The sequence below is a fragment of the Paenibacillus vandeheii genome (assembly GCF_030433635.1).
Classification (GTDB): domain Bacteria; phylum Bacillota; class Bacilli; order Paenibacillales; family Paenibacillaceae; genus Paenibacillus; species Paenibacillus vandeheii.
In genome coordinates this window covers 529,439-554,618 of sequence record NZ_JAROCD010000003.1, presented here as the reverse complement: position 1 = coordinate 554,618, position 25,180 = coordinate 529,439, and the positions used below count along the sequence as shown (strand labels likewise).

24 protein-coding genes are annotated in these 25,180 nt (G+C 47.1%); 1 reads left to right on the top strand and 23 read right to left on the bottom strand.

Features of this window, described 5'->3' with window-relative positions; genetic code table 11:
* A partial coding sequence (locus tag P5G61_RS08080; protein WP_301245986.1) for a transposase occupies nt 1-570 on the top strand: 570 nt, incomplete at its 5' end.
* 107 nt (nt 571-677) lie between these two features.
* On the opposite strand, the gene P5G61_RS08075 is transcribed toward P5G61_RS08080, so the two are convergent.
* The 23 genes from P5G61_RS08075 to rimP all read right to left on the bottom strand — a co-directional run bounded on the left by P5G61_RS08075 (nt 678) and on the right by rimP (nt 25,164).
* Complete coding sequence (locus P5G61_RS08075; protein WP_301245985.1) at nt 678-3,407, bottom strand: FtsK/SpoIIIE family DNA translocase; 2,730 nt, start codon at nt 3,405-3,407, stop codon at nt 678-680.
* A gap of 90 nt (nt 3,408-3,497) precedes the next feature.
* Complete coding sequence (locus P5G61_RS08070; protein ID WP_285079484.1) at nt 3,498-3,728, bottom strand: YlzJ-like family protein; 231 nt, start codon at nt 3,726-3,728, stop codon at nt 3,498-3,500.
* Nucleotides 3,725-4,486, bottom strand: coding sequence for a ClpP family protease (locus P5G61_RS08065; protein WP_301245984.1), 762 nt, complete (start codon nt 4,484-4,486; stop codon nt 3,725-3,727). Before P5G61_RS08065 ends, P5G61_RS08070 begins: the two co-directional genes overlap by 4 nt.
* 227 nt (nt 4,487-4,713) lie before the next feature.
* Nucleotides 4,714-6,393, bottom strand: a complete 1,680-nt coding sequence (locus tag P5G61_RS08060) for a ribonuclease J (protein ID WP_024630273.1) — start codon at nt 6,391-6,393, stop codon at nt 4,714-4,716.
* 475 nt (nt 6,394-6,868) lie between these two features.
* Nucleotides 6,869-7,747, bottom strand: a complete 879-nt coding sequence (dapA, locus tag P5G61_RS08055; protein WP_301245983.1) for a 4-hydroxy-tetrahydrodipicolinate synthase — start codon at nt 7,745-7,747, stop codon at nt 6,869-6,871.
* 48 nt (nt 7,748-7,795) lie between these two features.
* Nucleotides 7,796-9,013, bottom strand: coding sequence for an aspartate kinase (dapG, locus tag P5G61_RS08050; RefSeq protein ID WP_301245982.1), 1,218 nt, complete (start codon nt 9,011-9,013; stop codon nt 7,796-7,798).
* Nucleotides 9,014-9,077: 64 nt separating this feature from the next.
* Entirely contained in the window at nt 9,078-9,410 is a 333-nt protein-coding gene (locus P5G61_RS08045) for a hypothetical protein (protein WP_301246007.1), read from the bottom strand.
* A gap of 23 nt (nt 9,411-9,433) precedes the next feature.
* Entirely contained in the window at nt 9,434-10,030 is a 597-nt protein-coding gene (locus P5G61_RS08040; RefSeq protein ID WP_024630269.1) for a dipicolinate synthase subunit B, read from the bottom strand.
* Nucleotides 10,027-10,926 carry a dipicolinate synthase subunit DpsA gene (gene dpsA / locus P5G61_RS08035; RefSeq protein WP_301245981.1) on the bottom strand — a complete coding sequence of 300 codons (900 nt, stop codon included), beginning with the start codon at nt 10,924-10,926 and terminating at the stop codon, nt 10,027-10,029. Before dpsA ends, P5G61_RS08040 begins: the two co-directional genes overlap by 4 nt.
* A 226-nt stretch (nt 10,927-11,152) precedes the next feature.
* A complete protein-coding gene (dut, locus tag P5G61_RS08030; protein WP_170867769.1) occupies nt 11,153-11,599 on the bottom strand; it encodes a dUTP diphosphatase in 447 nt (148 codons plus the stop codon).
* Nucleotides 11,559-12,842: a M16 family metallopeptidase gene (locus P5G61_RS08025; RefSeq protein ID WP_301245980.1), complete on the bottom strand. Its 1,284-nt coding sequence runs from the start codon at nt 12,840-12,842 to the stop codon at nt 11,559-11,561. Before P5G61_RS08025 ends, dut begins: the two co-directional genes overlap by 41 nt.
* Nucleotides 12,843-12,940: 98 nt before the next feature.
* The gene (locus P5G61_RS08020) at nt 12,941-13,918 is read right to left on the bottom strand and encodes a polysaccharide deacetylase family protein (RefSeq protein ID WP_301246006.1); all 978 of its coding nucleotides are present in this window, start codon (nt 13,916-13,918) and stop codon (nt 12,941-12,943) included.
* Nucleotides 13,919-14,158: 240 nt separating this feature from the next.
* Nucleotides 14,159-16,261 (bottom strand): polyribonucleotide nucleotidyltransferase, encoded by a 2,103-nt coding sequence (gene pnp / locus P5G61_RS08015; RefSeq protein ID WP_285079495.1) that lies wholly within the window; start codon nt 16,259-16,261, stop codon nt 14,159-14,161.
* Between the two features lie 252 nt (nt 16,262-16,513).
* Nucleotides 16,514-16,783 (bottom strand): 30S ribosomal protein S15, encoded by a 270-nt coding sequence (gene rpsO, locus P5G61_RS08010; protein ID WP_024630262.1) that lies wholly within the window; start codon nt 16,781-16,783, stop codon nt 16,514-16,516.
* Between the two features lie 159 nt (nt 16,784-16,942).
* On the bottom strand, nt 16,943-17,881 hold the full coding sequence (locus P5G61_RS08005; protein WP_301245979.1) for a bifunctional riboflavin kinase/FAD synthetase: 939 nt from the start codon (nt 17,879-17,881) through the stop codon (nt 16,943-16,945).
* A 66-nt stretch (nt 17,882-17,947) separates the two neighbouring features.
* Complete coding sequence (gene truB / locus P5G61_RS08000; RefSeq protein ID WP_301245978.1) at nt 17,948-18,871, bottom strand: tRNA pseudouridine(55) synthase TruB; 924 nt, start codon at nt 18,869-18,871, stop codon at nt 17,948-17,950.
* Nucleotides 18,865-19,842: a DHH family phosphoesterase gene (locus P5G61_RS07995; protein WP_301245977.1), complete on the bottom strand. Its 978-nt coding sequence runs from the start codon at nt 19,840-19,842 to the stop codon at nt 18,865-18,867. Before P5G61_RS07995 ends, truB begins: the two co-directional genes overlap by 7 nt.
* A gap of 19 nt (nt 19,843-19,861) precedes the next feature.
* Nucleotides 19,862-20,221, bottom strand: coding sequence for a 30S ribosome-binding factor RbfA (rbfA, locus tag P5G61_RS07990; protein ID WP_079346932.1), 360 nt, complete (start codon nt 20,219-20,221; stop codon nt 19,862-19,864).
* A 25-nt stretch (nt 20,222-20,246) separates the two neighbouring features.
* Nucleotides 20,247-22,835 (bottom strand): translation initiation factor IF-2, encoded by a 2,589-nt coding sequence (infB, locus tag P5G61_RS07985; RefSeq protein WP_301245976.1) that lies wholly within the window; start codon nt 22,833-22,835, stop codon nt 20,247-20,249.
* A complete protein-coding gene (locus P5G61_RS07980) occupies nt 22,828-23,157 on the bottom strand; it encodes a YlxQ family RNA-binding protein (protein WP_029880929.1) in 330 nt (109 codons plus the stop codon). Before P5G61_RS07980 ends, infB begins: the two co-directional genes overlap by 8 nt.
* Nucleotides 23,147-23,455, bottom strand: coding sequence for an RNase P modulator RnpM (gene rnpM, locus P5G61_RS07975; protein ID WP_053783828.1), 309 nt, complete (start codon nt 23,453-23,455; stop codon nt 23,147-23,149). Before rnpM ends, P5G61_RS07980 begins: the two co-directional genes overlap by 11 nt.
* Before the next feature lie 26 nt (nt 23,456-23,481).
* Complete coding sequence (nusA, locus tag P5G61_RS07970; protein WP_024630254.1) at nt 23,482-24,579, bottom strand: transcription termination factor NusA; 1,098 nt, start codon at nt 24,577-24,579, stop codon at nt 23,482-23,484.
* 123 nt (nt 24,580-24,702) lie between these two features.
* The gene (gene rimP / locus P5G61_RS07965) at nt 24,703-25,164 is read right to left on the bottom strand and encodes a ribosome maturation factor RimP (protein ID WP_024630253.1); all 462 of its coding nucleotides are present in this window, start codon (nt 25,162-25,164) and stop codon (nt 24,703-24,705) included.
* Nucleotides 25,165-25,180: the final 16 nt, after the last annotated feature.

Genomic DNA, 25,180 nt, shown 5'->3' with positions numbered 1-25,180 from the left:
TACGGAAGTGAAGAAAACTACAGCTATTTGGAAGAACACAACATTCAGGCCATCGTCAAATATGGGACATATCACAAGGAGAAAACAAGGGCTTTTCAGCAAGCCACCGGTAAAGTGGACGACTGGAGGTACAACGAAACGACAGATACGTGGACCTGTGCGGCTGGACAAACGTTACATTTCCGGTATGAAAGTCGGACGGTAACGGAGAGTGGCTACACGATTCGGACACGTCATTATCGAAGTGCAGAGTGTAGCGAATGTCCCCTGAAAACAAAATGCACAACAGCGAAGGGCAATCGGGAAATTACCGTCAGCCTCACCTATATGCGTCAAAAAAACGAGATGCGGGAACGCCTGCGTAGTGAGGAAGGCTATACGCTTTCAGTTCAGCGCATGACGGAGCCCGAGAGTGTGTTTGGACAAATTAAAAACAACCGGGGATTCCGAAGATTCCTGCTTCGCGGCTTGCAAAAAGTAAGCCTGGAGGTCGGGTGGCTTTGCCTTGCCCACAATCTACTCAAAAAAGCTGCCATGACGGAAAAACGTAAAAGGGACAGAGCAGGATAAACATCTGCTTTGTCCCTTTTGAACGTATGGGTGTTATTTCTTTTCATCGAGATGCTTTTTAAGGGCTTTTGAGACAGCCCCTTAAATTCGCTTGCATCCGCTGTGGATTACGAGCTTATTTTATTCTGTTGATACTGCTCCAGCGAGATCAATACTTCCCTTGGTTTGCTCCCCTCGTAAGGACCAATCACGCCTCGGGCTTCCATGGAGTCAATTAAACGTGCTGCACGTGTATAACCGACCCGCATTCTACGCTGCAGCAGAGAGACCGAGGCTTGCTTTGCCTCCAAAATAATCTGCACCGCCTGTTCATATAACTCATCCTGTACTTCATCTGCTGCCTGAACGGAATCATCCACCTCAGGCACAATGGATTCGTCATACTGTGCTTCACCTTGGCCACGCACGTAATTCACGATATTTTCAACTTCCTCATCACTCATGAAAGCGCCTTGTACACGAACCGGCTTCGAAGCTCCCATTGGCATGAACAGCATATCTCCACGACCCAGTAGTTTCTCGGCCCCACCCATATCCAGAATCGTCCGGGAATCCACTTGAGAGGATACACCGAAGGCAATCCGGGACGGGATGTTGGCTTTAATTACACCTGTAATAACATCTACAGAAGGACGCTGAGTGGCAATAATTAAATGGATACCGGCGGCACGTGCCATCTGAGCCAATCGGGCAATCGCGTCTTCCACATCACCTGCGGCAACCATCATAAGGTCTGCCAGCTCGTCCACAATAACAACGATATAAGGCAACACTGCGGCTGGATTGTCCTTCATGAGATTGTTGTAACCTTCAACGTTACGTGTACCCGATTTGGAGAACAGCTCATACCTTTTCTCCATCTCAACGACAATCTTTTTGAGAGCAAGTGAAGCTCTTTTGGGATCGGTTACGACAGGTGCCATCAAATGCGGAATACCGTTATATACGTTCAGCTCGACCATTTTGGGATCGACCATCAGAAATTTCACTTCATCCGGCTTCGCTTTGTACAGGATGCTGGTAATAATACCGTTGATACATACGGATTTACCTGAACCCGTCGCACCAGCCACCAGCAAATGGGGCATACGAGCCAGATTACCGATAATCGTCTGTCCGGAGATATCCCGTCCAAATGCGATAGTCACTTTGGATTCGGCATCCTGGAAAGTGGCTGTCTCCATGACCTCCCGCATCGTTACAACGGATACCTCTCCATTCGGCACCTCAATACCTATAGCAGATTTGCCGGGAATAGGTGCTTCCATCCGGATATCCTTTGCCGCCAGGGCTAATGCAATATCGTCTGTCAGGCTTACAATTCTGCTGACCTTCACACCTATATCCGGTTGGATCTCATATCGTGTAACAGCAGGTCCTCTGACCACTTCAAGAACTTTGGCACGAACACCGAAGCTTTCCAGCGTTGCTTCCAGCTTGCGAGCAGTCTGCATATAATCCTTCTGGTCGCCACCCTTGCCTCCATTATTGGGCTTGGAAAGAAGTCGGAACGACGGAAGCTTATAAGGTTTCGGAGGTGGTGGTGGGGGCTTAACAGGTTGCACTTCCTGCCCCTCCGTATCCGAAACTTGAGCCGCATTGCTCAACGTAGATTCAACGTCTGAAATACCGCCCTCAGCCTTCATCACTTCTGCTCCGGCATTCGCGGTTTCAGTCCATTCATTAGTATCCAGTATTTCATCTGAAACCTTGATCGGAAGCTCTTCTCCCTGCATATTAACCGTTAGATCATCTGGAAAAGGATACGCATCATCCAGATCATCATCTTTACTCGCATCCTCTGCTCTGACGTGTTCAAAGAAGTCACGGATAATTGGAGCTGAATTAGTTCTTGATTGCACCGCAACAGCTGCTGGAGCCGTTGTATCAGATACGATGATTGGCCCGTCTTGCCATGCATCTGCAAGATTTCCCTGCTCTGCTCGGTAGACAACATCTTCCGTGTCTGAAGAGTCATCCTGATCAAATTCACGCTCAGCCTTCATCCGTTCCCGATCAGAACCCCATTTTCCGAACAATTGGAAAAATATAGGTGATTTTCGTTTCGGTAGCTGCTGATCATGCATTTCATCGTCATCATCTTCCTCGTCGTCCACTACTGGAACAGGCACCACTTTGCGGACATTCCCACTTTTCTTGCCCGCAGAGCTTGAAGCGGCACGAGTTGCCGGTCTAGCCTCCAGCCTTTTGTACATCGAACTTCCTGCATCCCATATCTTGGTTCTGAAAATTCGGATCAGATCGACATAAGAAAGATTGGTAATCAGCATGAAACTGATAATGAACATGACGATCATAATCAAACGTGCACCCAAGCTGCCAAACAACCACAAGAACAAGGCAAATTGCGCCGCTCCGATATAACCGCCGCTAATGTCCTTATTGAGCATCGAATCCCTTTCGCCTGGCGCAGCAGGCGTGAGCAGCTCGGTTTGCATATCATTATGTATCTGTGTAAGTACAGCACCAGGCTCAAGAGCTCCAACCGGTATAAGCTTCTGGTGCATGGCAGAGACGGTGCTCATCAGGGTTAAGGCGAACACCAGCAATACGAGCCCTGTCTTGCGCGTTGTCCAGCCACTTGGCCATTTTCGATGAATCATCACCATTAAGCCATAATAGATCCCTATAAGCGGAATCGCAAAATAAAACTTCCCAAGCATTAATCCAAACATCTTGGAAAGTGATCGTCCTACGGTTGCTTCACCCGACAAAGCGATGACGGCAAGGGTTATAAGCACAATGCCGTAAATTTCATATTTTAAAACGCCGCTAAACGCTGCGGCCTTTTTTTTCCTCTTTTTTCTTCTGGCCAAAATCAGGTCACCCCCAGAAGAATATTATACCATACAAATATAATCCGTACATATGTTCTTTTTCTGCTCAATTTGTCTCATTTCGTCGTGTTATGTTGGTCCCGAGTTACCCGAAAGCGGAACGATAGATCCGGGCATATTGGCGGGATTCAGATAAGCTTCCAAGGGGCATTCAAGTAAACGTACAATGACAGCCTCATGTTCATTAACAGGTCTGACCTGCATCAATAACCCATTCATCTTGATCTCCCGGGTGTCTTCTCCCTCATTCCACATCCCTGACCATAGTAGTTCAGGTGGCATCACTGTGTAGAGTGTCATTGGGTATAGCCCCCTGCCTGCAGCGTCTGTCTCTTGTCTCCGATGAGCTGATTCAACTGGGCAATGGCCTGACCAATCCCACCTACGGCATCCATCAATCCATGTTTGACCGCATCAGCACTTCCCACAGCTGTTCCGATATCCCGATTGAGTTCGCCTGTCTTAAACATCAGTTCCTTGAACATTTCTTCAGAGATATTCGAGTGCGACGTAACAAATCTGACAACACGTTCCTGCATCTTCTCCATGTACTCAAACGTCTGAGGCACACCAATAACGAGTCCGTTCATGCGGATCGGATGAATGGTCATTGTTGCACTACCCGCGATTAGCGAATAGGTTGAGGCAACCGCAATCGGAACCCCGATGCTATGCCCTCCTCCGATGACGACCGTAACCGTAGGTTTACTGAGTGAAGCAATCATTTCAGCAATAGCCAAGCCCGCCTCCACATCTCCGCCTACCGTGTTTAAAATGATCAGAATGCCTTCAATTCGCTGGTTCTGCTCTGCTGCAACCAGCTGTGGAATAATGTGTTCATACTTTGTTGTTTTGTTTTGCGGAGGTAAAATTAAATGTCCTTCCACCTGACCGATGATGGTCATGCAGTAGATGTTCGATTCAGCTGCGGGGGACTGCGTCTGTCCAAATTGCTGAATGGCTTCTGTTACAGGAGACATGGTCTTTTCCTCTTGTGCAGGTACTTCTGGTGCCTCGATGCTCGGTTGTTCCGATTGCGGTGTTTGCTTGTTTTTCATGTATTCGCTCATTCGATTACTCCCCTTCTCCAGAAACATGTAATGTATTTCCTTAGTATGGGGAATGTTCCAGCTCACTTATACCCGGTTACTCATCAATTTCTCCTTAATCTGGTGTAGGACCAGAAAACAACAAAAAAAGCCCCTTCTCTACGAGGAACCGTCCAATATTACTCGTAGAGAAGGGGCGACTGTGTGCCTGAATTTATGTTTTTGTTTGATTTATTTTAAACTTCCATAATGATTGGCAAAATCATCGGTCTACGACGAGTTTGCTCATACAAGAAGCGTCCGAGTGCATCTTTAACATTCGTTTTGAGTGAAGCCCATTCGTTAACGTTCTCACTCATCAACTTCTGCAATGTGCTGCTGACGATGCGATTGGCTTCATCAAGCAGTCCTTCCGATTCGCGTACATAGACAAATCCACGAGAGATAATGTCCGGACCGGAAACAATTTTGCCATCCTGTTTGCTCAGCGTTACCACGACAACCAGAATACCATCCTGCGACAGCAATTTACGGTCACGCAATACGATGTTACCTACATCGCCTACACCCAAACCGTCGATCAACACGTTACCTGCAGTAACTTTACCTGCCTTGCGTGCTGCTCCGCCTTGAATTTCAACCACTTCACCGATATCCGTAATGAAAATGTTATCTGGATCAATGCCTACAGATTCAGCCAGTACCGCGTGGCGGCGCTGCATACGGAATTCACCGTGAATCGGCAGGAAATATTTCGGTTTCATCAGGTTAAGCATCAGTTTCAGCTCTTCCTGGCTACCGTGACCGGATACGTGAACGCCACTGTTTGCACCGCTGTAATGCACGTTGGCACCCAAACGGAACAGTTCGTCAATCGTACGGCCTACATATTTCTCATTACCTGGAACTGGTGTTGCTGCGATAATTACGGTGTCTCCAGGCAGAATATCTACCTTACGGTGAGTGGAACGTGCCATACGTGTCAACGCTGACATCGGCTCGCCTTGGCTACCTGTGCACAGAATTACTACACGGTCAGCAGCCATTTTGCCTACTTCTTCGGGCTCAATAATCATGCCGTCTGGAATCTCAAGGTAACCCAGTTCAGAAGCAATGCCCACCACATTTACCATACTGCGTCCAATAACTGCGACTTTACGTCCAGTTACTTCAGCTGCATTGATAACCTGTTGAATCCGGTGTACGTTGGAAGCAAATGTTGCTACAACGACACGTTGGCTTGCTTTGCGGAAGATGTCTTCCAGAACGATACCCACATTTTTCTCCGAAGGTGTAAATCCAGGTTTCTCTGCGTTGGTACTATCGGACAAGAGGGCAAGTACGCCATTGGTTCCGATCTGAGCCATACGCTGGAGATCTGCATACTGACCATTGACTGGAGTGTGGTCAAATTTGAAGTCACCTGTATGAACAACTGCGCCTTCCGGTGTTTCGACACATACGCCGACGGAATCCGGAATACTATGGTTAGTAGCGAAGAACGTTGCTTTTAATACAGAGCCGAGTTGAATCTCGGAATCCGCATCAATCAGGATGCGCTTTGTTTCACCCAGCAAATTGGCTTCTTTCAGCTTGTTCTCCACAAGTCCGAGAGTCAGCCTTGTTCCGTATACAGGAACATTCAAGTGTTTCAGAACATATGGCAGACCACCGATATGATCCTCATGTCCGTGAGTCAAAATAATCCCTCTTACTTTGTCACGGTTTTCAGTCAGATAAGAAATGTCAGGAATGACAATGTCGATTCCAAGCATATCTTCTTCCGGGAATTTAAGACCAGCATCTACGACTACAATGTCGTTCGCGTATTGGATGACGTACATATTTTTACCAATCTCGCCTACGCCGCCCAAAGCAAAAATCATCAGTTTATCGTTGTTATTTTTCTTAGACAAATGAATCTAAACCTCCTATGGTAGTTGGACGTCGTACCTTATTATTTTATTGTAAGTTAAGAAAAGCAGTCCATCACACCCATGCCCGTAAATAGGGATGAATGCAAAAGAGCACCTTTATTCACGATATTTGGAAGAAGTTCTTCGAAGTTATTCCCCTTCACCCACAAGATGGATTCTGAAATGATCCTTCTTAGCCGTTCCTTCCTTTTTCACCACAAAGCCACACCGAGAAACGATGTCGCTTTCAATTTCAAAAAAATACCGCACCCAGTCACTTGACATCATTATACATGATTAAAAACAAAAAAAACAAGTCACTCTCTCGTTAACCCCTACGTTTGCCCACGGTTGTGAAAAGAAACTTAACAATCGCCGTCAAAAAAAGAACCGCCTCCTCTTAATGCGGAGCGGTTCTTCTGTCATTTTTATAAGTTTATAAAAGTTAACAAATTTAGTTCCATATCCCGCATGCTTACTCGTTTAACAGCTTACGAATAAACTCTTGCTCATCCTCTGTTGCGGCAATAAGCGGAAGGCGTACGGACCCTACGTTCAGACCTCGCAATGTAAGAGCGTATTTCACCGCTACAGGGTTCGGTAAAGGCTGCGGGCACTCGAATAGGCCTTTGAACACCGGAAACAACTTCTGATGAATCTGAGCCGCCTGTACGGGCGCTCCGCCGAAGAAGGCATCAATCATTTGTTTCATCTCAGCGCCTACCACATGACTAGCAACACTAACAATCCCATAAGCGCCTACTGCGATGGCGGGCAAGCCAGCAGCGTCATCACCAGAATACACCTTAAAATGTTCCGGTGCACCCGCAGCAATCTGCGTGACTTGCTCCAAAGATACGCATTCCTTCGTAGCTACAATGTTAGGAATCTGAGCCAAACGAAGCGTTGTTGCAGCCGAAAGGCTGACTGCGGTACGCCCAGGAACGTTATATAGCATAATTGGCAGTTTCGTCGCGTTAGCGATCGCTTCAAAATGTCTGTACATTCCCTCTTGACTTGGTTTGTTGTAATAAGGAACAACCAGCAAAACGCCATCTACGCCAGCACGTTCAGCGTCCTGAGTTAGATGGATTGAATGGGCGGTGTTATTGCTGCCTGTTCCGGCAATGATTTTGCACCGTCCAGCCGCATGTTTTACTGCGAATTCGAATAGCTCTACTTTTTCTTTGTCGCTTAGCGTGGGAGATTCTCCAGTTGTTCCTGAAACAACGAGCGTCTCAGACTTCTGATCTTCAATCAAATAGTCTATCAGACGTGCAGTTTCCTCCCAATGGATCCCCCCTTGTTCGTTGAACGGAGTGACCATTGCTGTAATCAATCTTCCAAAGTCCAATTCGATTCCTCCTTCAAAACAGGTCCGGCTCCGCTGACTTCGGCCTCCCTACAAGTGAAGTTCGAATGAGGCGTGAAGCGCCCTAAGAGCTTGAACCATATCTTCTTTTTTCACAAGTACCCAAATCGTTGTATTGGAATCTGCAGATTGCAGGATCTGGATATCCGCCAGTGTCAAGGATTCCACGATCCGTGCCATAATGCCTGGCACTCCGTTGATACCTCCACCGATGACGGAAACTTTGGCGCAGCCGGAAAGGCTTTGCGGTTTAAGACCAATTTCCTGCAGTACCTGTATAGCTTTCTCGGAATCACTATCGAAAACGGTATAGACAACTCCCAAGGGGGTAACATTAATAAAATCTACGCTAATCGAATTTTCAGCCATCGTTTTGAACACTTTCAGCTGTAAACGATCTGCACCGCCCGGCACTTCCACCGTTATTTGCGTAACATTACTTACATAGGCAATCCCTGTTACATATCGGTCAATTATGCCTGTCTGCACATCCTGGAATCCTTCTGGATGCGTAACCAGCGTCCCTTCGCTATCAGCAAAGGTAGACCGTACACGCACTGGAATCTGGGATTGCATTGCAATCTCGACTGCACGTGGATGAATTACCTTGGCCCCTTGATGAGCCATATTACATATCTCGGCATAGCTCACAACAGTCAACGGGCGAGCATCTTCCACGATCCGTGGATCTGCTGTCAATATCCCATTTACATCCGTGTATATGTCCACCATCTCAGCGTGTAATGCTGCACCAAGAGCTGTTGCCGATGTATCGCTTCCCCCACGACCAAGCGTCGTAAAGTCACCTTTCTCGGTCTGCCCCTGAAACCCTGTAACAATGACAACACGCCCAACCTGAAGCTGCTCCAGCACACGAACAGGACGGACATCCAAAATTCGGGCATTCCCGAAATTGTCGTCCGTCACAAAACCTGCTTGTGCACCGGTCAGCACTGTAGTTGGAATGCCTTCATGTTCAAGCAAACTGCTCAAAGTCGTCGCAGATATAATTTCACCACAGCACAGCAGTAAATCCTTTTCGCGTGCAGATAGTGCATTTCCGTTCTGTGCAGTCCAATCCAGTAGCGTATCCGTAGCATAGGGATCGCCGCGGCGACCCATCGCTGACACAACGATGACCAGACTCAAACCTGCTTCAAGTTCACGTTTAACATGACGGAGCACATGCTCTCTCGCCTGAACGGTAGAGAGAGACGTACCTCCGAATTTCTGTACCATGATGCGCATCTTTATTCCTCCATTTGTGTACGCAAGAAGACTGGACACGGGTCAATTCAACAAATGGATCACCCTAGGGAGCGTTCCGATGCGATAATTTCAGCAATTTATACGGCATTTCATGCCGCTCCTCTTTGGAGATTTTGTGTAACCATCCCCAAATGAAGGCCGCGGTTGTTATCGAGATCATGACGCACACGTTTCCCGTGCACTCATCCCGCTTGCCTGACCTAATCGTTTGCAAGCAGGATTGCCCTTTTGATGAAAGGAACGTGGGCACAGGTAGCTGTTCATGCCAGCATAACGTCCCCATGATTTTCTTTGTCTCTCGAACCATCTTCATTTCTTCAAGCGTATAACCGTTATCCCCGTAACTAAGTCTGTACAGAATCATGTCTGAAAACATGTTACGTTGGACCTAAGAAACTATTAAGCCTGTGCAGAACGCTGCACAATCATTGGCTGCAACTGTTTGCCTTCAAGCGCACTCCAGCATGCCTCCGGAATCAGCTCCATTTTAGCCACTAACGAATTTGGTTTTTTCACCGGGTCATCCTGCCCAAAGGGCACGAAATACAGATATTTGGCCACAAGCAGCTTGGCGATGTTCGCAGCGTTCAACCCAAGACCGTCATTTGTGGAAATGGCGAGCACCAGCGGACGCTGATTTCGCATCTGGGCTTTGGCTGCCATTAAAACCGGACTGTCCGTCATCGCGTTAGCCAGCTTACTCGTCGTGTTGCCTGTGCATGGAGCAATTACGAGCACATCAAGCAACTTGGAAGGACCTAACGGCTCTGCCTCAACAATTGTAGAAATGATATCATTCCCCGTTATATCTTTCAACTGTTTTTGCCAATTTTGCGCGGTCCCGAAGCGTGTATCCGTAGTCAGAACCGAATTGGAAATAATCGGGACAACATTGGCACCTTCGGCTACAAAGCGGCTAATCACCGGCATAACCTCTTCAAACGTACAATGAGAACCTGTAATTGCGTAACCTACCGTTTTTCCCTGCCAGTTCATTGTTCAACCTCCCGTGCGTTTTGTTCTTCCAAAAGCAAACGGATTAAAACGTCGGCAATAATGCCGCCAGCCGTTTTGGGAGCAACAATGCCGGGGAGGCCAGGCGCAAGCAGCGCTTTGATACCGCGTTTTTCGGCATACCTGAAATCACAGCCGCCAGGAGCGGATGCGAGGTCGATAATGACTGCTTTTTGCGGCATTTTGGACAGGATTTGTGCTGTGATTATCATAGTCGGTATCGTATTAAAAAGCAAGTCAACATCCCCGGTTTGAGCGGCCAAATCCGTTGTCATGAAAGGCTTCCAGCCCATTATCGCTGCTCGAGCAGCATCCTCTTCACGCCTGATTCCCACCCGTACTTTTGCTCCAAGTCCCTGAAGCGTTTTGGCCATTGTGAAACCTGTTCGACCCAAGCCAAGCACAATGCATTCCGAGCCGTGGATCGTGAAGTCCGTCTCCTGAATCGCCATGCCAATGGCGCCTTCGGCTGTCGGAATGGAGTTGTAGAGCGCGATATCATCACGATCGAGTACTTCAACAAGCCGCAGACCATTTTCCCGGCATAGATCACGTAAAAAAGGCTTCGCCATGCCAGTGAACACAATACAATGCTCCGGCAATGCCGCAACATGTTCCTTTTTCAAAAAAATTGAAGTATTACTGAACGAAGTACTCACTTTTCCCTGATCATCACACCCAACTACAGGAAGCACCAGTACATCTGCCGAAGCAAATACATCGTCCTCCAACTCCTGATGTTCAATACCCGGAATGGAATACTCTAGCTTATCGAAGCCCACCACGCTTACCGTAGCATCCAGCTCTGCGCACTTTTGAATGACTTCAAGCTGCCGTGCATCTCCGCCCATGACTATAATCCGGACACCGGTCAGCATCGGGACGTCACTCCTTTCACCACATGTATGCCTTATCGTATGCAGTGGCCCACAGCGGGGTGAAACAATTAAATTCAAGCATCCAAAGAAACATGGCTTCTATTGTTCAAAACAGAAAAAAAGAGCCTCCCCCATTGGGGACGACTCTTCCAGAGCAAGCTCAATAAATTAAATTATGAAACTCTTTTTACATCATATGCGCCGAACCAGCTATATCTCGGAACCATTATTTACCGGTATGACCAAATCCGCCTTCTCCACGTACCGTTTCCGATAGTTCAGCTACCTCTGTTAATTCAACTGCCGGAACGGTTTGAAAGACGATTTGGGCAATACGCTCCCCACGAACAATTGTGAATGGCTCCTGACCCAGGTTGATCAAAAGAACCTTAACTTCACCGCGATAATCGGCATCAATGGTGCCTGGTGTGTTCAGACAGGTGATCCCGTGTTTGAAAGCCAGTCCGCTGCGAGGGCGAACCTGTGCCTCCAATCCAGCTGGCATCGCCATTGCGAGTCCCGTAGGAATCAAAGTACGCTGACCCGGTTGCAGCACTACCTCTTCCTGCAATGCCGCAACTACATCAAAGCCGGAGGCCAGCTCTGACATTTTTTGAGGCAATTTAATATCTTCATTGCCCGGTAACTTTTGAATTTGAACGTAATGCAACAAAATCATCCCTTCTTAATCCAGCGATGGTACGATCCGAAGCACCGACCATAGCGAGCGCAAACGGCTCAGCAAACATCAGGTCCAGCACAGCATTAACATCGTCCATCGTCACTTCTTCAATTTTAGCAATCATTTCGTCCAGCGTATGGTGTCTGCCCAGCATCAGCTCGTTTTTGCCCAGGCGGTTCATTCGGCTGCCCGTGCTTTCCAAACTGAGGATCAGACTGCCTTTCAGCTGTTCTTTTCCTTTGCGCAGCTCATCTTCAGATAAACCATTTACAGCCAGATCGTGCAGGACCTCTTTGGTCAGATCCAGCACTTCCTTCGTCTGTTTCGGTGCTGTACCTGCATATATGGTGAAGAGTCCACTATCGGCATGCGAACTATGATACGAATAAACGGAGTAAGCTAGACCACGTTTCTCCCGAATTTCCTGGAACAGTCTGGAGCTCATTCCTCCGCCTATCGCATTGTTCAGCACGACCATAGCGAACTGAAGCGGATCTCCAATTTTACATCCCGGGAACGAGATACAGATGTGATTTTGTTCCGTTTTCTTTTTGTGAAAGAGTTGTCCGCTCTGGAACGCAGGCAGCGTGACTTGTTCAGCTACACCGTTGACATCAAAAGCACCAAAATGCTTTTCCATCAAATCGATTACACTGTCATCAATATTACCAGCGATACTAATAACGGTATTCTCAATCGTGTAGTGCTCTTTCATATATGCACGCAGATGGGTGGAGTCCATCGCCTTGAGGCGCTCTTCGGTACCCAGAATCGGATAAGCCAGCGGATGCTCACCATAAGCGGCCAAAGCCATAAGATCATGGACCATGTCATCCGGCGTATCCTCATACATCGATATCTCTTCCAGAATGACGTTTTTCTCCTTGAGCAATTCACCATCATCCATTTTGGAGCGGAAGAACATATCCGACAACACATCCACTGCTATTGGCAGATGCTCATCCAATACTTTGGCGTAATAACAAGTGTATTCTTTCGAAGTGAACGCATTCACGTTACCACCAATTGCATCGAACTGCTCCGCAATCGCCTTGGCATCATAACGATCCGTTCCCTTGAACAACATGTGCTCAATAAAATGGGATACTCCGTTGTTTGCAGGCTGCTCATTACGAGAACCTGTCTTGACCCATATTCCAAATGACACGGAACGACAGGTCGGAATCTGTTCCATGACAACTCTGAGGCCATTGCCCAGCTGAATTTTTTTCACGGTTGGCCCTCCTACATCTCTATAATTGCCTAGATTTCAACGCGAGATCGAAATCGACATTTGGTTCCAACTGTTTGATATTAACAAAAAAACATCATTCACTCAACCGCTGAACCCTTCAACCGCTCGGATGACAACGTTTGACTAACGGTTCCAAGCGTCAAACCCTTGGCCCGTATGGAATCAATCATTCCTTTTAGAGCTCCTGAAGAAGCAGCCGTAGGATGCATTAGAATTAATGTGCCGGCTTCCACGTTTTTGGCGATCTTGGCGACAACAGAATCAGAACTCGGTTTGCGCCAATCCACGGTATCCAGAGTCCAAAGTACCGTTTGCAGTCCCATGCCGGAAGCAATGTCGACTGTTTGTTGATTAAAATCACCGGATGGCGGAGCAAACCAGTGGTTCTCCACACCCAACTTTTCTTTGAGTAGGTCCTCGGTTTTACTGATTTCTAATTTGGCCCGTTCCGTACTCAACCGACTCATGTTCGGATGTGAGTATGCGTGATTCGATAACTCATGTCCACGCTTTTGGATTTCTTTGGCCAGTTCCTCGTTTTTGCTCAGCCAGCTTCCATCCAGAAAAAAAGTAGCTTTGACTTTTTCAGCATCAAGCGTATCTAGCATCGGGATAATGAATTCATTGCCCCATGCTACATTAATCATAAATGATACCATGGGTTTCTCGGGATTTCCCCGATAAATCGGGTGTGCACCCAGATCTTTAAGCTGAATTTCAGGTTCAGTCTGCCGATAGACATATGCTATCTTCGTATTCAGCGTCCCACCAAGCGCCTTGCGATACGTGGCCTCCACATCGATCTCTATCCCGTTATACCCGGGTATCGCTTTCCAAACCCGATCCACTCTGGCATTTACCGGAGCGATTTTCGTTTCGGCTGCTTTATCCCGGATCGCCGACAACAGCTGATCTTCTCCGGTTGCCTCTTTAAACATATCAAATGCATTTTGCGTGCCTGGCCCATCACGAATTTCCGTAATGTATGTACGTACACTGCCCACTTGTCCGATCATTATGACAGCTGCCATACCTACCATGACAGCCGCCAGCATTTTGGATTGGTTTTTCACAGCTCCATCCTCCCGCCGTCTTTGTCCCCATCATATGAGGACAAGGGCAAGAATATGAATAAAACAGGCTGTTCATGTAAACGATCTTCAAAGCTGGATTCAAAGGCTTTAAAGGATAAACAAGCGATTTCAAAAAAAAGTATTAAACGATAAAAAAAGAGCCAGAAATTCACATTCTGCCTCTTCATTCAATCTATCTTTTAAAAAACGATGGCACGCAGCCTAGGATTGAGCCGGAGCTTCGGCAGTCAATACGGCTTTGCGGGACAAGTTGATACGGCCTTGTGGATCAATTTCCGTTACTTTTACCGTAATGGAATCACCAATGGCAACCACATCTTCCACTTTAGCAACACGCTCAGTGGACAGTTGAGAGATGTGTACCAAACCTTCTTTGTTCGGCAACACTTCAACGAATGCACCAAACTTCTCAACACGTTTTACTTTACCGACATAAATCTCGCCGACCAGTACTTCGCGCACGATCCCTTCGATGATCGATTTGGCTTTATCATTCATCTCTTGGTTGGAAGAAGCGATAAAGACACGTCCATCCTGTTCAATATCAATTTTAACACCGGTTTCCTCGATGATTTTATTGATAATTTTACCACCTGCACCGATAACATCACGGATTTTGTCCGGATTGATATGCATTGTTGTAATTTTAGGGGCATATTGTGACAATTGCTCACGTGGAGTTTTCATCACTTCAGTCATTTTGCTCAAGATGTGCATACGGCCTTCTTTGGCTTGAGCCAATGCTTCGGACAAAATTTGACGATCAATACCATCAATTTTGATGTCCATTTGAATAGCTGTTACACCATCAGGTGTTCCTGCTACTTTGAAGTCCATGTCACCGAGGTGATCTTCCATACCTTGAATATCACTCAGAATGGATACATGATCTCCGTCTTTGATCAGACCCATAGCTACACCCGCTACTGGAGCTTTGATTGGTACACCTGCGTCCATCATAGCCAATGTGCTGGCACAAATACTTGCCTGGGAAGTAGAACCATTGGATTCCAGTACTTCGGATACCAAACGAATCGTGTATGGGAAGTCCGTTTCGGAAGGAATTACTTTGGAAAGAGCACGCTCACCCAGAGCACCATGTCCGATTTCACGACGGCCTGGAGCACGCAGTGGACGAGCTTCACCTACGCTGAACGGCGGGAAGTTGTAGTGATGCATGAAACGTTTCGTTTCTTCAAGACTGATTCCGTCCAAAATCTGAACATCACCCAGTGCACCAAGTGTACAAATGCTGAGCGCTTGTGTTTGACCACGAGTGAACAGACCTGAACCGTGAGTACGTGGCAGCAGGGAAGTATCACATTCAATTGGACGGATCTCAGCGAGTCCACGTCCATCCGGACGAACTTTATCATGTGTGATAAGACGGCGCACTTCTTCTTTAACGATATCGTGCAGCACTTCTTTTACATCTTTGAGCAGTTCAGGAGTCTCAATATACTTCTCTTCGAAGTGAGCAACAGTTTCGTCATTCACAACATCGATTGCATCCTGACGTGCATGTTTCTCAGCAATTTTAACAGCTTCAACCAGACGAGCACTGGCGAACTCACGTACACTGCTGTTAACTTCAGCATTAACGGTATGCAATTTCACAGCCATTTTTTCTTTACCAGCCACTTGTACGAGTTGTTCAATGACTGCAACAATATTTTTGATCTCGTCATGTCCGAACATGATTGCTTCAAGCATTATTTCTTCCGGAACTTCGTTCGCTTCCGCTTCAACCATCATGATGGCATCTTTGGTTCCTGCAACAACGAGTTCAATCTCACTTATCTCAAGCTGTGCAATCGTTGGGTTGATGATGAACTCGCCATCAATACGTCCAACTTTCACGCCACCAATCGGTCCGCTAAATGGAACATCCGAAATGCTCAGTGCAGCCGATGTACCAATCATGGCAGCAATTTGCGGTTCGCAGTCCTGATCCACACTCATAACGATATTAAGAACTTGTACATCATTACGGAAACCTTCCGGGAACAAAGGACGAATCGGACGGTCTGTCAGACGGCTCGAAAGAATCGCTTTCTCACTCGGTCTGCCTTCACGTTTAATAAATCCACCTGGGATTTTACCTACGGCATACAATCTTTCTTCATAGTTTACCGTTAATGGGAAAAAGTCCAGATCTTTAGGCTCACTTGATGCTGTTACGGTACACAATACAACGGTATCTCCGTATGTTACCTTAACGGCAGCATTAGCCTGCTTGGCCAAACGCCCTGTTTCAAGCGTAAGCGTTCTTCCACCAAGCTGCATTTCAACACGCTGTTCCATGAAATCCCTCCTTTTAATCGTTCCTAACACAATGGATTCTGCATTTTCACAGTATTTCCTGCTTGTCCTGCATTCATTAACTCCACAGCAACATGCTCACTTGCAAAACAAAAGCTCCTTGCGGAGCCGTCAGCTACAAATATATGGCAACATGTTCATCTACAAAACAACCCGGCTGTAAGCTCCGCTTGTCCTTTTAGACAAAGGAATGACGGATAACAGCCAGGTTGATTTAGAAAACATGTACGATAATTAACGACGCAATCCGAGTTTTTCGATCAGTGCGCTGTAACGTTTAACATCTTTGTTTTTAACGTAAGCCAAAAGCTTACGACGTTGACCTACCATTTTCAAAAGTCCACGACGTGAGTGGTGGTCCTTCTTGTGCGTACGCAAGTGGTCTGTCAAACTTTTGATGTTTTCCGTAAGGATAGCAACTTGCACCTCAGGTGATCCAGTATCGGACTCATGAGTTTTGTGCTCGTCGATCAGTTGTTGTTTACGTTCTTGAGTCAATGCCATCCTATTCACCTCCTTCATTATAATCGCCATTAGCCTCGTCGCCGCCGGTGAGAGCAAGCAACCAAGCCAAGGTTATTTGTTGTCTCAAACGACAACGTAGTACATTATATCATAGTTGCCCAGACAAAGTAAATGTAAACCTGTATTTTATCTTGGACATCAAGATAACAGGCGGGCGGCGGTTAATGCATCTTCACGAATCTGACTGATCAATGCATCAATGGATTCAAACTTCCGTTCTGCACGAATGTAGTGAATGAGCTCAACCTTTAATTCCTGATCATATAACAGCCCATCAAAATCAAGCAAGTGCACTTCAAACGTAGGTTTCATCCCGCTTTCGTGAAAGGTAGGTTTCACACCGAGATTCATGACGCCACGCAGTTCCTGCTCCCCATACTGCACCCGAACAGCGTAAACGCCTTTTGCCGGCGTAACATAATGATCCGTGAGTTCAAGGTTAGCGGTAGGAAACCCAATGGTCCGTCCACGTTTCTCTCCATGAATCACTGTTCCCCTGATGCTGTAAGGTCGTCCGAGCCACTGACTGGCTTCGTCCATTTCTCCCCGCTTCAACAGGCCACGAATAAGAGAACTGCTCACCTTCTCCCCGTTTAACAGGAATGGAGGTACCGTTTCCACCGTCATTTGGCCTTCTCCCAATGTGCGAAGAAGCTGCTCATCTCCTGCTCCCTTGTGACCGAAGCGGAAGTCAAAACCAACTACAGCTGTTCGAGTCTGAAGCGGAAGCAGCAGGTCATGTGCGAATTGCTGCGGCGTCAATTTTGAAAACGACTCATTGAATTCTACCACATAGAGTACGTCTACACCCATTTCAGACAGGATGTCTTGTTTATCTCTCAAGGGAGTAAGATAACCCTCGTAATCCCCTTTGCGCATAACTTCCTTCGGATGAGGATGAAAGGTCATCACCGCTGCCTGCATGCCCGTTTCGCGTGCAATGCGGACAGCTGACAAAATGACACTTGCATGTCCGAGATGCAGCCCGTCAAATTGGCCGATCGCGAGCACTTGGGGTTGTGTGCCCTGAACAGCCGAATCTAACGTCTGCGGATAGGTTAGCATTACGGTTTTCACAATCATTCACCTGCATTTCACTTGATAGGCCAGGCTTGAGTACCACCACTCAAACCAGGAACCTCTTTATTCCGGTAAAAAGACTTTAACAGCTCTCACCGTTGCTTTCAATTCATCCCGCTCAAATATCCCCAGAAACGTCCCATCCTGATCATATAACCGCAATAGACCAGGTTGCTCAGCAGGCGGTTCGAGCAAACGCGCCGACAATTTCTGGCCTTGAAGTGCTCCCTTGGCCTGGTCAGCACCAACCGTATGTGCCGGAATGGAAGATATGGCTTCATCAACCGGAATCAGCACCTCGGCTAACGTTCCATCCATCATGCGTTGTTCCACTTCTTCAAAGCGGAGGCAGTGATCAGCGGAAATGCCAGCCGATATCGTACGCTCCAATTGTAGCATTGTGGACGGATACCCCAATTTCCTGCCGATATCCACACATAAGGTTCGAATATACGTCCCTTTAGAACATAAAGCACGAAACGATATATCCGTGGTGTCGCCTTGTTTCTCAATTCCTGTCAATTCCAGTTCATAGATCGTAACTTCACGACTTTTGCGCTCTACCGTTTTCCCTTCACGAGCAAGCTCGTAGAGACGTTTCCCATCCACTTTGACCGCCGAATACATAGGTGGAACCTGAGAGATGGTGCCCAGGAATTGTTCCAGCACCTGCTGAACCTGCTCCTGTGTTACCTCAACAGCCTTCTCTGACCGCTCAATAACCTCACCCGTCATATCCTCGGTGTCTGTAGACAGACCCAGTCGTAGCGTTGCCAGGTATTCCTTGGGGAGCTCCTGCATGTACTCCACCACACGTGTTGCCCGTCCAAGGCAGAGTGGAAGTACGCCAGTTACTTGCGGGTCCAATGTGCCTGTATGACCAATACGTTTCATTTTGAGAATGCGACGCATTTTGGCCACAACATCATGAGACGTAAATCCCGCTGGTTTGTACACCGGAAGTACGCCTTCAAATGGTTTTACCATTGAGTATTCACCTGCTTCAGCACTAGTGCGACGATATCTTCTAACTTACCTTCCACGCGACATCCAGCAGCGAGGACATGTCCGCCTCCACCAAAGTTCTGTGCAAGCGAAGCAACATCAACCTTGCCCGCCGATCGAAGAGATACTTTTACGGCATTGTCATTGATTACTTTGAAGAAGATACCCACTTCCACACCTTGAATGTTCCGCGGGTAATTGACTACCCCTTCAAGATCTTCATTGGCTGCACCACAAGCGATCATATCTTCTGGTGTAATGACTACCCAAGCAATTTTGCCATCGTCCGTCATTTGCAGACTTGAAAGTGCCTGATTCAATATACGCACTTGGGGAAGCGTTACCTGCTCTAGCAAAATTTGTGCAAGATAAGGCCCGTCCACACCATGTTCAAGCAATTTGGATGCGGTGGTCATCACATTAGGACTCGTATTGGCATAGCGGAATCCACCTGTGTCTGTTAGCAATCCTGTATATATTGCTGTAGCCACATCTTTATTCCATTGCACTGGGAAAAGATTAAGGAAATCAAACAGAATTTCAGCCGTTGCTGCCGCGTCTGGCTTAATGATGTTTACTGTGCCATATGCGTCATTCGTCGGATGATGATCAATATTTAAAATGACAGCATCTTCTTCGAAATAATGACGAGTCAGACCTACTCTGGAAAAGTCTGCACAATCCACACAGATTATCGCTTTATATTTCCGCTCCGGTGGTTGTTCGGTCATGTTCACGATCTTGCCAGCTTCCCACAAAAAATGCATGCGCTGAGGAATTTCACCTTCATTAATCATCGTGAATGTCTTACCCAGACATGACAGCAGCCAGCCCACCGTTACCGTCGAGCTGACTGCGTCACCGTCCGGCTGTACATGCGACACGACCAGGTAATCATCATGCTCCAGCAGAAATTGCTTTCCGTCCTGAAGCGCCTGTTCATAAGTGTGCATTGCCGTCTCCTTTATTCTGTTACTCGGATTCGTTCTTGTCGGTACCGATATCACCAAGCAGCTTCTCGATCCGGCTGCCATATGCGATGGATTCGTCGATCTTGAATATCAACTCGGGAACATGTCGAAAACGGATACGCTTGCCCAGTTCGGTACGCAAAAATCCATTTGCTTTGGCCAACGCTTTAAGCGAGTTATCCTTTTGTTCCTGTTCACCGAAGACACTCAGATAAACCTTGGCTTGCGACAAGTCCCCTGTTACTTCGACTCCCGTTACGGTAATAAAGCCGATACGAGGATCTTTCAGTTCAGATTGGATGAGCAGACTTAATTCTTTCTTGATCTGCTCGCTCACTCTACCTGTACGAACCTTAGCCATTGTTGTTCACCTCATGCTTCCTTGCTTATCGTTGTACGGTCTCCATAATGAAGGCTTCAATAACGTCGCCCTCTTTGAGATCATTGTATTTATCCAGCGTGATACCGCACTCGTAGCCTTGGGCTACTTCTTTGGCATCATCTTTGTAGCGTTTCAGGGAATCCAGCTTACCTTCGTAAAGGACGATGCCATCACGAATCACACGTGCTTCCGCGGAACGGGTAATTTTACCCGAGGTAACCATACATCCAGCAATGGTACCCACTTTACTGATGGAGAATGTGCTCCGAACTTCAGCATGACCGATTACTTTTTCTTTGTAGATCGGATCAAGCATACCTTTCATCGCTTGTTCAATCTCTTCAATAACACTGTAGATCACGCGATGCAGACGAATGTCTACTTGCTCTTGATCTGCAGTCGATTTCGCCTGGTTATCAGGACGAACGTTGAAACCGATAACGATGGCATTCGATGCAGCAGCCAAAATGATGTCGGATTCTGTAATCGCACCAGCGCCGCTGTGAATGATTTTCACGCGCACACCTTCAACTTCGATTTTCGCAAGGGAACCTTTCAATGCTTCAACCGAACCTTGTACGTCACCTTTAATGATTACGTTCAGATCCTTGATTTCACCGTCTTTGATGTGCTGGAACAGATCATCCAATGTTACACGTGTGTTAGTACCCAGATCGGATTCACGTTGTGTAATTGCACGTTTGTCAGCGATGGAACGCGCTTTACGCTCATCCTCAAACACCATGAACGGATCACCAGCACCTGGAACCTCAGTCAGACCGGTAATTTCTACAGGTGTTGAAGGTCCAGCTTCTTTTAAACGGCGACCTTTGTCATTCACCATCGCACGTACACGACCGAAGCAGTTACCTGCGACAAAAGCATCTCCGACTTTCAGTGTACCGTGCTGCACGAGAATACGGGCAACTGGGCCACGTCCTTTATCCAGCTCGGCTTCGATCACTGTACCACGGGCACGTTTGTCCGGGTTCGCTTTGTACTCGTTCACTTCTGCAACGAGCAGGATCATTTCAAGCAGACCTTCCAGTCCCATTCTTTGTTTCGCCGAAACGTTAACAAAGATGGTATCGCCGCCCCACTCTTCTGGAACGAGTTCATAGTTGGTCAATTCCTGTTTTACTTTATCCGGATCTGCACCCGGCTTGTCAATTTTGTTGACAGCTACGATAATTGGCAGCCCTGCAGCTTTAGCATGGTTAATTGCCTCAACCGTTTGTGGCATTACACCGTCATCAGCAGCTACAACAATAATTGTAATATCCGTAACCTGTGCTCCACGTGCACGCATAGCGGTAAACGCTTCGTGACCCGGTGTATCCAGGAACGTGATTTTTTTGTTGTTAATTTCTACTTGATAAGCACCGATATGCTGTGTGATACCGCCTGCTTCTCCGCCTGTTACATTCGTTGAACGAATCGCATCAAGCAATGTTGTTTTACCATGGTCAACGTGACCCATGATCGTAACTACTGGTGGACGAGATTGCAAGTCAGCAGGCTCATCATTCTCTTCCAGAGTCTCGAAACGGTCATCTTCAAGGACAATTTTCACTTCAACCTCAACACCGAACTCTCCAGCAAGCAGAAGGATGGTTTCGATATCAAGCTCTTGGTTAATCGTTGCCATAACACCCATTGCGATGAGTTTTTTGATAACTTCAGAAGCATCTTTATGGAGCAACTTCGCTGTTTCACCAACAGTCATGTCACCACGTACGATGATTTTCTTAGGTGTGTTATCAATTTTCTCACGTTGTTGGTACTGTTGTTGATTTCTGTTGCGGTTGTTCTTGCCACCACGGTTACCGCGGAAGTTGCCGCCACGGTTGTCGTCATAACGACGTCCACCGCCACCGCTGTTTGAACGATTGCCGCTATTGTTGTTGTTATTGCCTGAATTACCTTGGCCGCCTCTGCGTTGGCCTTGTCCCGAGCTCTGTCCTTGGCCACCAGTACGGTTGCCGCCAGCGCCAGTGTTGCCACCACTGCTGTTCGGGCCTGCACTTCTTGTTTGACCGCCACCACTGTTCGTTGGACGTTGACCCGTACTTTGCGGACGGGATGCTGTGCTGCTTTGTCCACCTTGAGCTGGTCTTGGACGATTACTTGATTGTCCTCCTTGGCTTGAGCCTTGGGAAGAATTCGTTCTGTTGCGGCTGTCTTGGCCGCTAGGTCTTTGGGAGCCATTGTTATTGTTGGAATTTGGTCTATTGTTCATACCTACCTGCTTTTCCTGTTGTATTTTTGTTTGTACGGGACTACCGGATGTGTTGTTGCTTTTCGGCGTGTTCACTCCGCCGGCCGGTTTGTTGCTGTCCACTGTTTTGTCACTGCGCATTGACGAAGTAGCAACGGATTTTGCTTCGTTGTTTTGTTTGGAAGCCGCAGTGGATTTTATATCTTTAAAAAATTGTTCCACCTTACCGACTGAACCATTCTCCATGACACTCATATGATTGTTTACGGGAATATCCAGCTTTTTAAGAATGGTTATAATTTCTTTACTACTCATATTAAGGGACTTCGCATATTCATAAACTCGCAATTTATCCTTGTTTTCCTGTTTACTCAATATACTCCACCTCCGACATTATACCGACTTGCTTGGAGATCATTTTTGCAAACCCTCGATCCGTTACTGCAAGAACAACCCGCGTTTCTTTACCGATACTTGAACCCAGACTATCCCGGTCAAATCCGATCACCAGTGGAACTTTATATGTCCCGCATTTGTCGCGAAATTTCTTTTGTGTATTGGCCGAGGCGTCACCCGCAACAATAACCATTTTAGCTTCGGAAGAACGGATCGCTTTAAGTACAATTTCTTCACCTGTTACAAGTTTGCCTGCACGCATGGAGAGTCCCAGATAAGACAATGTTTTGTTATTCATCATGTTCACGCTCCTGTGCTGCTATGAATTCGTCCTCTACCGCGACAAAATCAGCTGCCAATTGCTCATAAATTTCCGGTGAGACTTTGCCCTTTAGCGCCCGATCCAAAGACCGGTTTTTGAGTGCAAGCTTAAAACAGGACTCTTTGCCGCATAAATAGGCACCACGTCCGGACTTTTTGCCAGTCAAATCGATTAGCACTTCATCCTCTGGCGTTTTAACGATACGGATCAGCTGCTTTTTGGGCATCATTTCCTGACACGCCACACATTTGCGCAGCGGTACTTTTTTGGTTTTCATACGTTAGCGCCCCCCCGTGCTTTACTTTAGTCGACGGAGATGGAATCTTGGTGCATTTCCAAAGAAGAATCTTTCTCTCTGCCGAATTCCTGTTCCGCCTGGCTCTCGCTCTTAATGTCGATTTTCCAGCCGGTCAGTTTGGCTGCCAATCGGGCATTTTGACCTTTGATCCCAATGGCGAGGGACAGCTGATAGTCAGGAACAATAACCCGAGCCATCTTTTCTTCCTCAAATACTTGAACTTCCAATACCTTGGAAGGACTAAGTGCATTAGCCACATATTCGTCTACCTGGTCGGAGAAACGAACGATGTCAATTTTTTCACCGCGCAGCTCACCCACAATGGTCTGCACGCGCATTCCCTTAGGACCTACACATGATCCAACCGGATCAACTTCCTCATTGCGGGAATGAACGGCAATCTTGGAGCGGAAGCCCGCTTCACGTGCGACGGAGCGAATCTCGACTACACCGTCAAAAATTTCAGGTACTTCCAGTTCAAAGAGACGTTTCAACAAGCCCGGATGGGTGCGGGACAAAATGATTTGCGGCCCTTTGGTCGTATTCTCGACCTTGGTGATGTACGCTTTAATACGGTCACCATGAACAAACTTCTCGTTCGGCATCAATTCGGTCAGCGGTAAAGCCGCTTCGATTTTGCCCAGATCGATGTAGATATTGCGCAAATCCTGACGCTGCACCACTCCCGTAACGATATCTTCTTCCTTATCTACGAAAGCGTTGTAGATCAGGCCGCGTTCGGCTTCACGAATCCGCTGGGTAACTACCTGTTTGGCAGTTTGTGCGGCGATACGTCCGAAATCACGCGGCGTAACTTCAATCTCCGCAATATCTTCCAGCTGGAAGTGTGGGTTGATCTCTCGTGCAGCAGGCAATGAAATTTCGGTACGAGAATCCAGGACTTCTTCCACGATCAATTTGCGGGCATATACCCGGATAACACCCGTATTGCGGTTCATGTCAACACGCACATTCTGGGCGGTGTTGAAATTACGCTTGTAGCTGGAGATAAGCGCTGCCTCGATCGCTTCAAAAAGCACATCCTTGCTGATCCCTTTTTCCCGCTCCAATTCATTCATTGCTTCAATAAAATCCATACTCATGAATGTTGATCCCCCTTTCAAACATGGCATCTCATACGTAAAACGGCGAAAGGCTCTAAACTCATGAGCACTTTGCCGTTATCGTGAGATGTGTCTTTTTTCATTAATAAGTGAACAAGGCACTTAAAACAGAATGGCCAGGCGCGCACTCGCAACCTTGTCATAAAGAATGGCATGCTGTTTCTTGCCTGCTTCGATCACAAGTTCCCCGTTATCAAAGGAAAGCAGCTTGCCTTCAAATTCCTTTATTCCATTTACCGGCTCGTAGGTTGTAACAAATACATTTTTGCCTACAGATTTGGCAACATCCTCCGGTTTTTTCAGTGGACGCTCCGCACCGGGAGAAGACACTTCAAGGAAATAGATGGTTGGAATCGGATCGTTCTCATCCAGCTTGGCGCTCAGCTTTTCGCTGATCAAGACACAATCATCGATGTCGATGCCACCCTCTTTGTCGACATACACCCGTAAAAACCAGTTGCTGCCTTCTTTGACGTATTCGATGTCAACCAGCTCGAAGCCTTGTTCGTTCAAGTAGGGTTGGATCATTTCTTCCACGGTAGATTTAATGTTCGTTGTGCTCAAAACCGATAACCTCCAA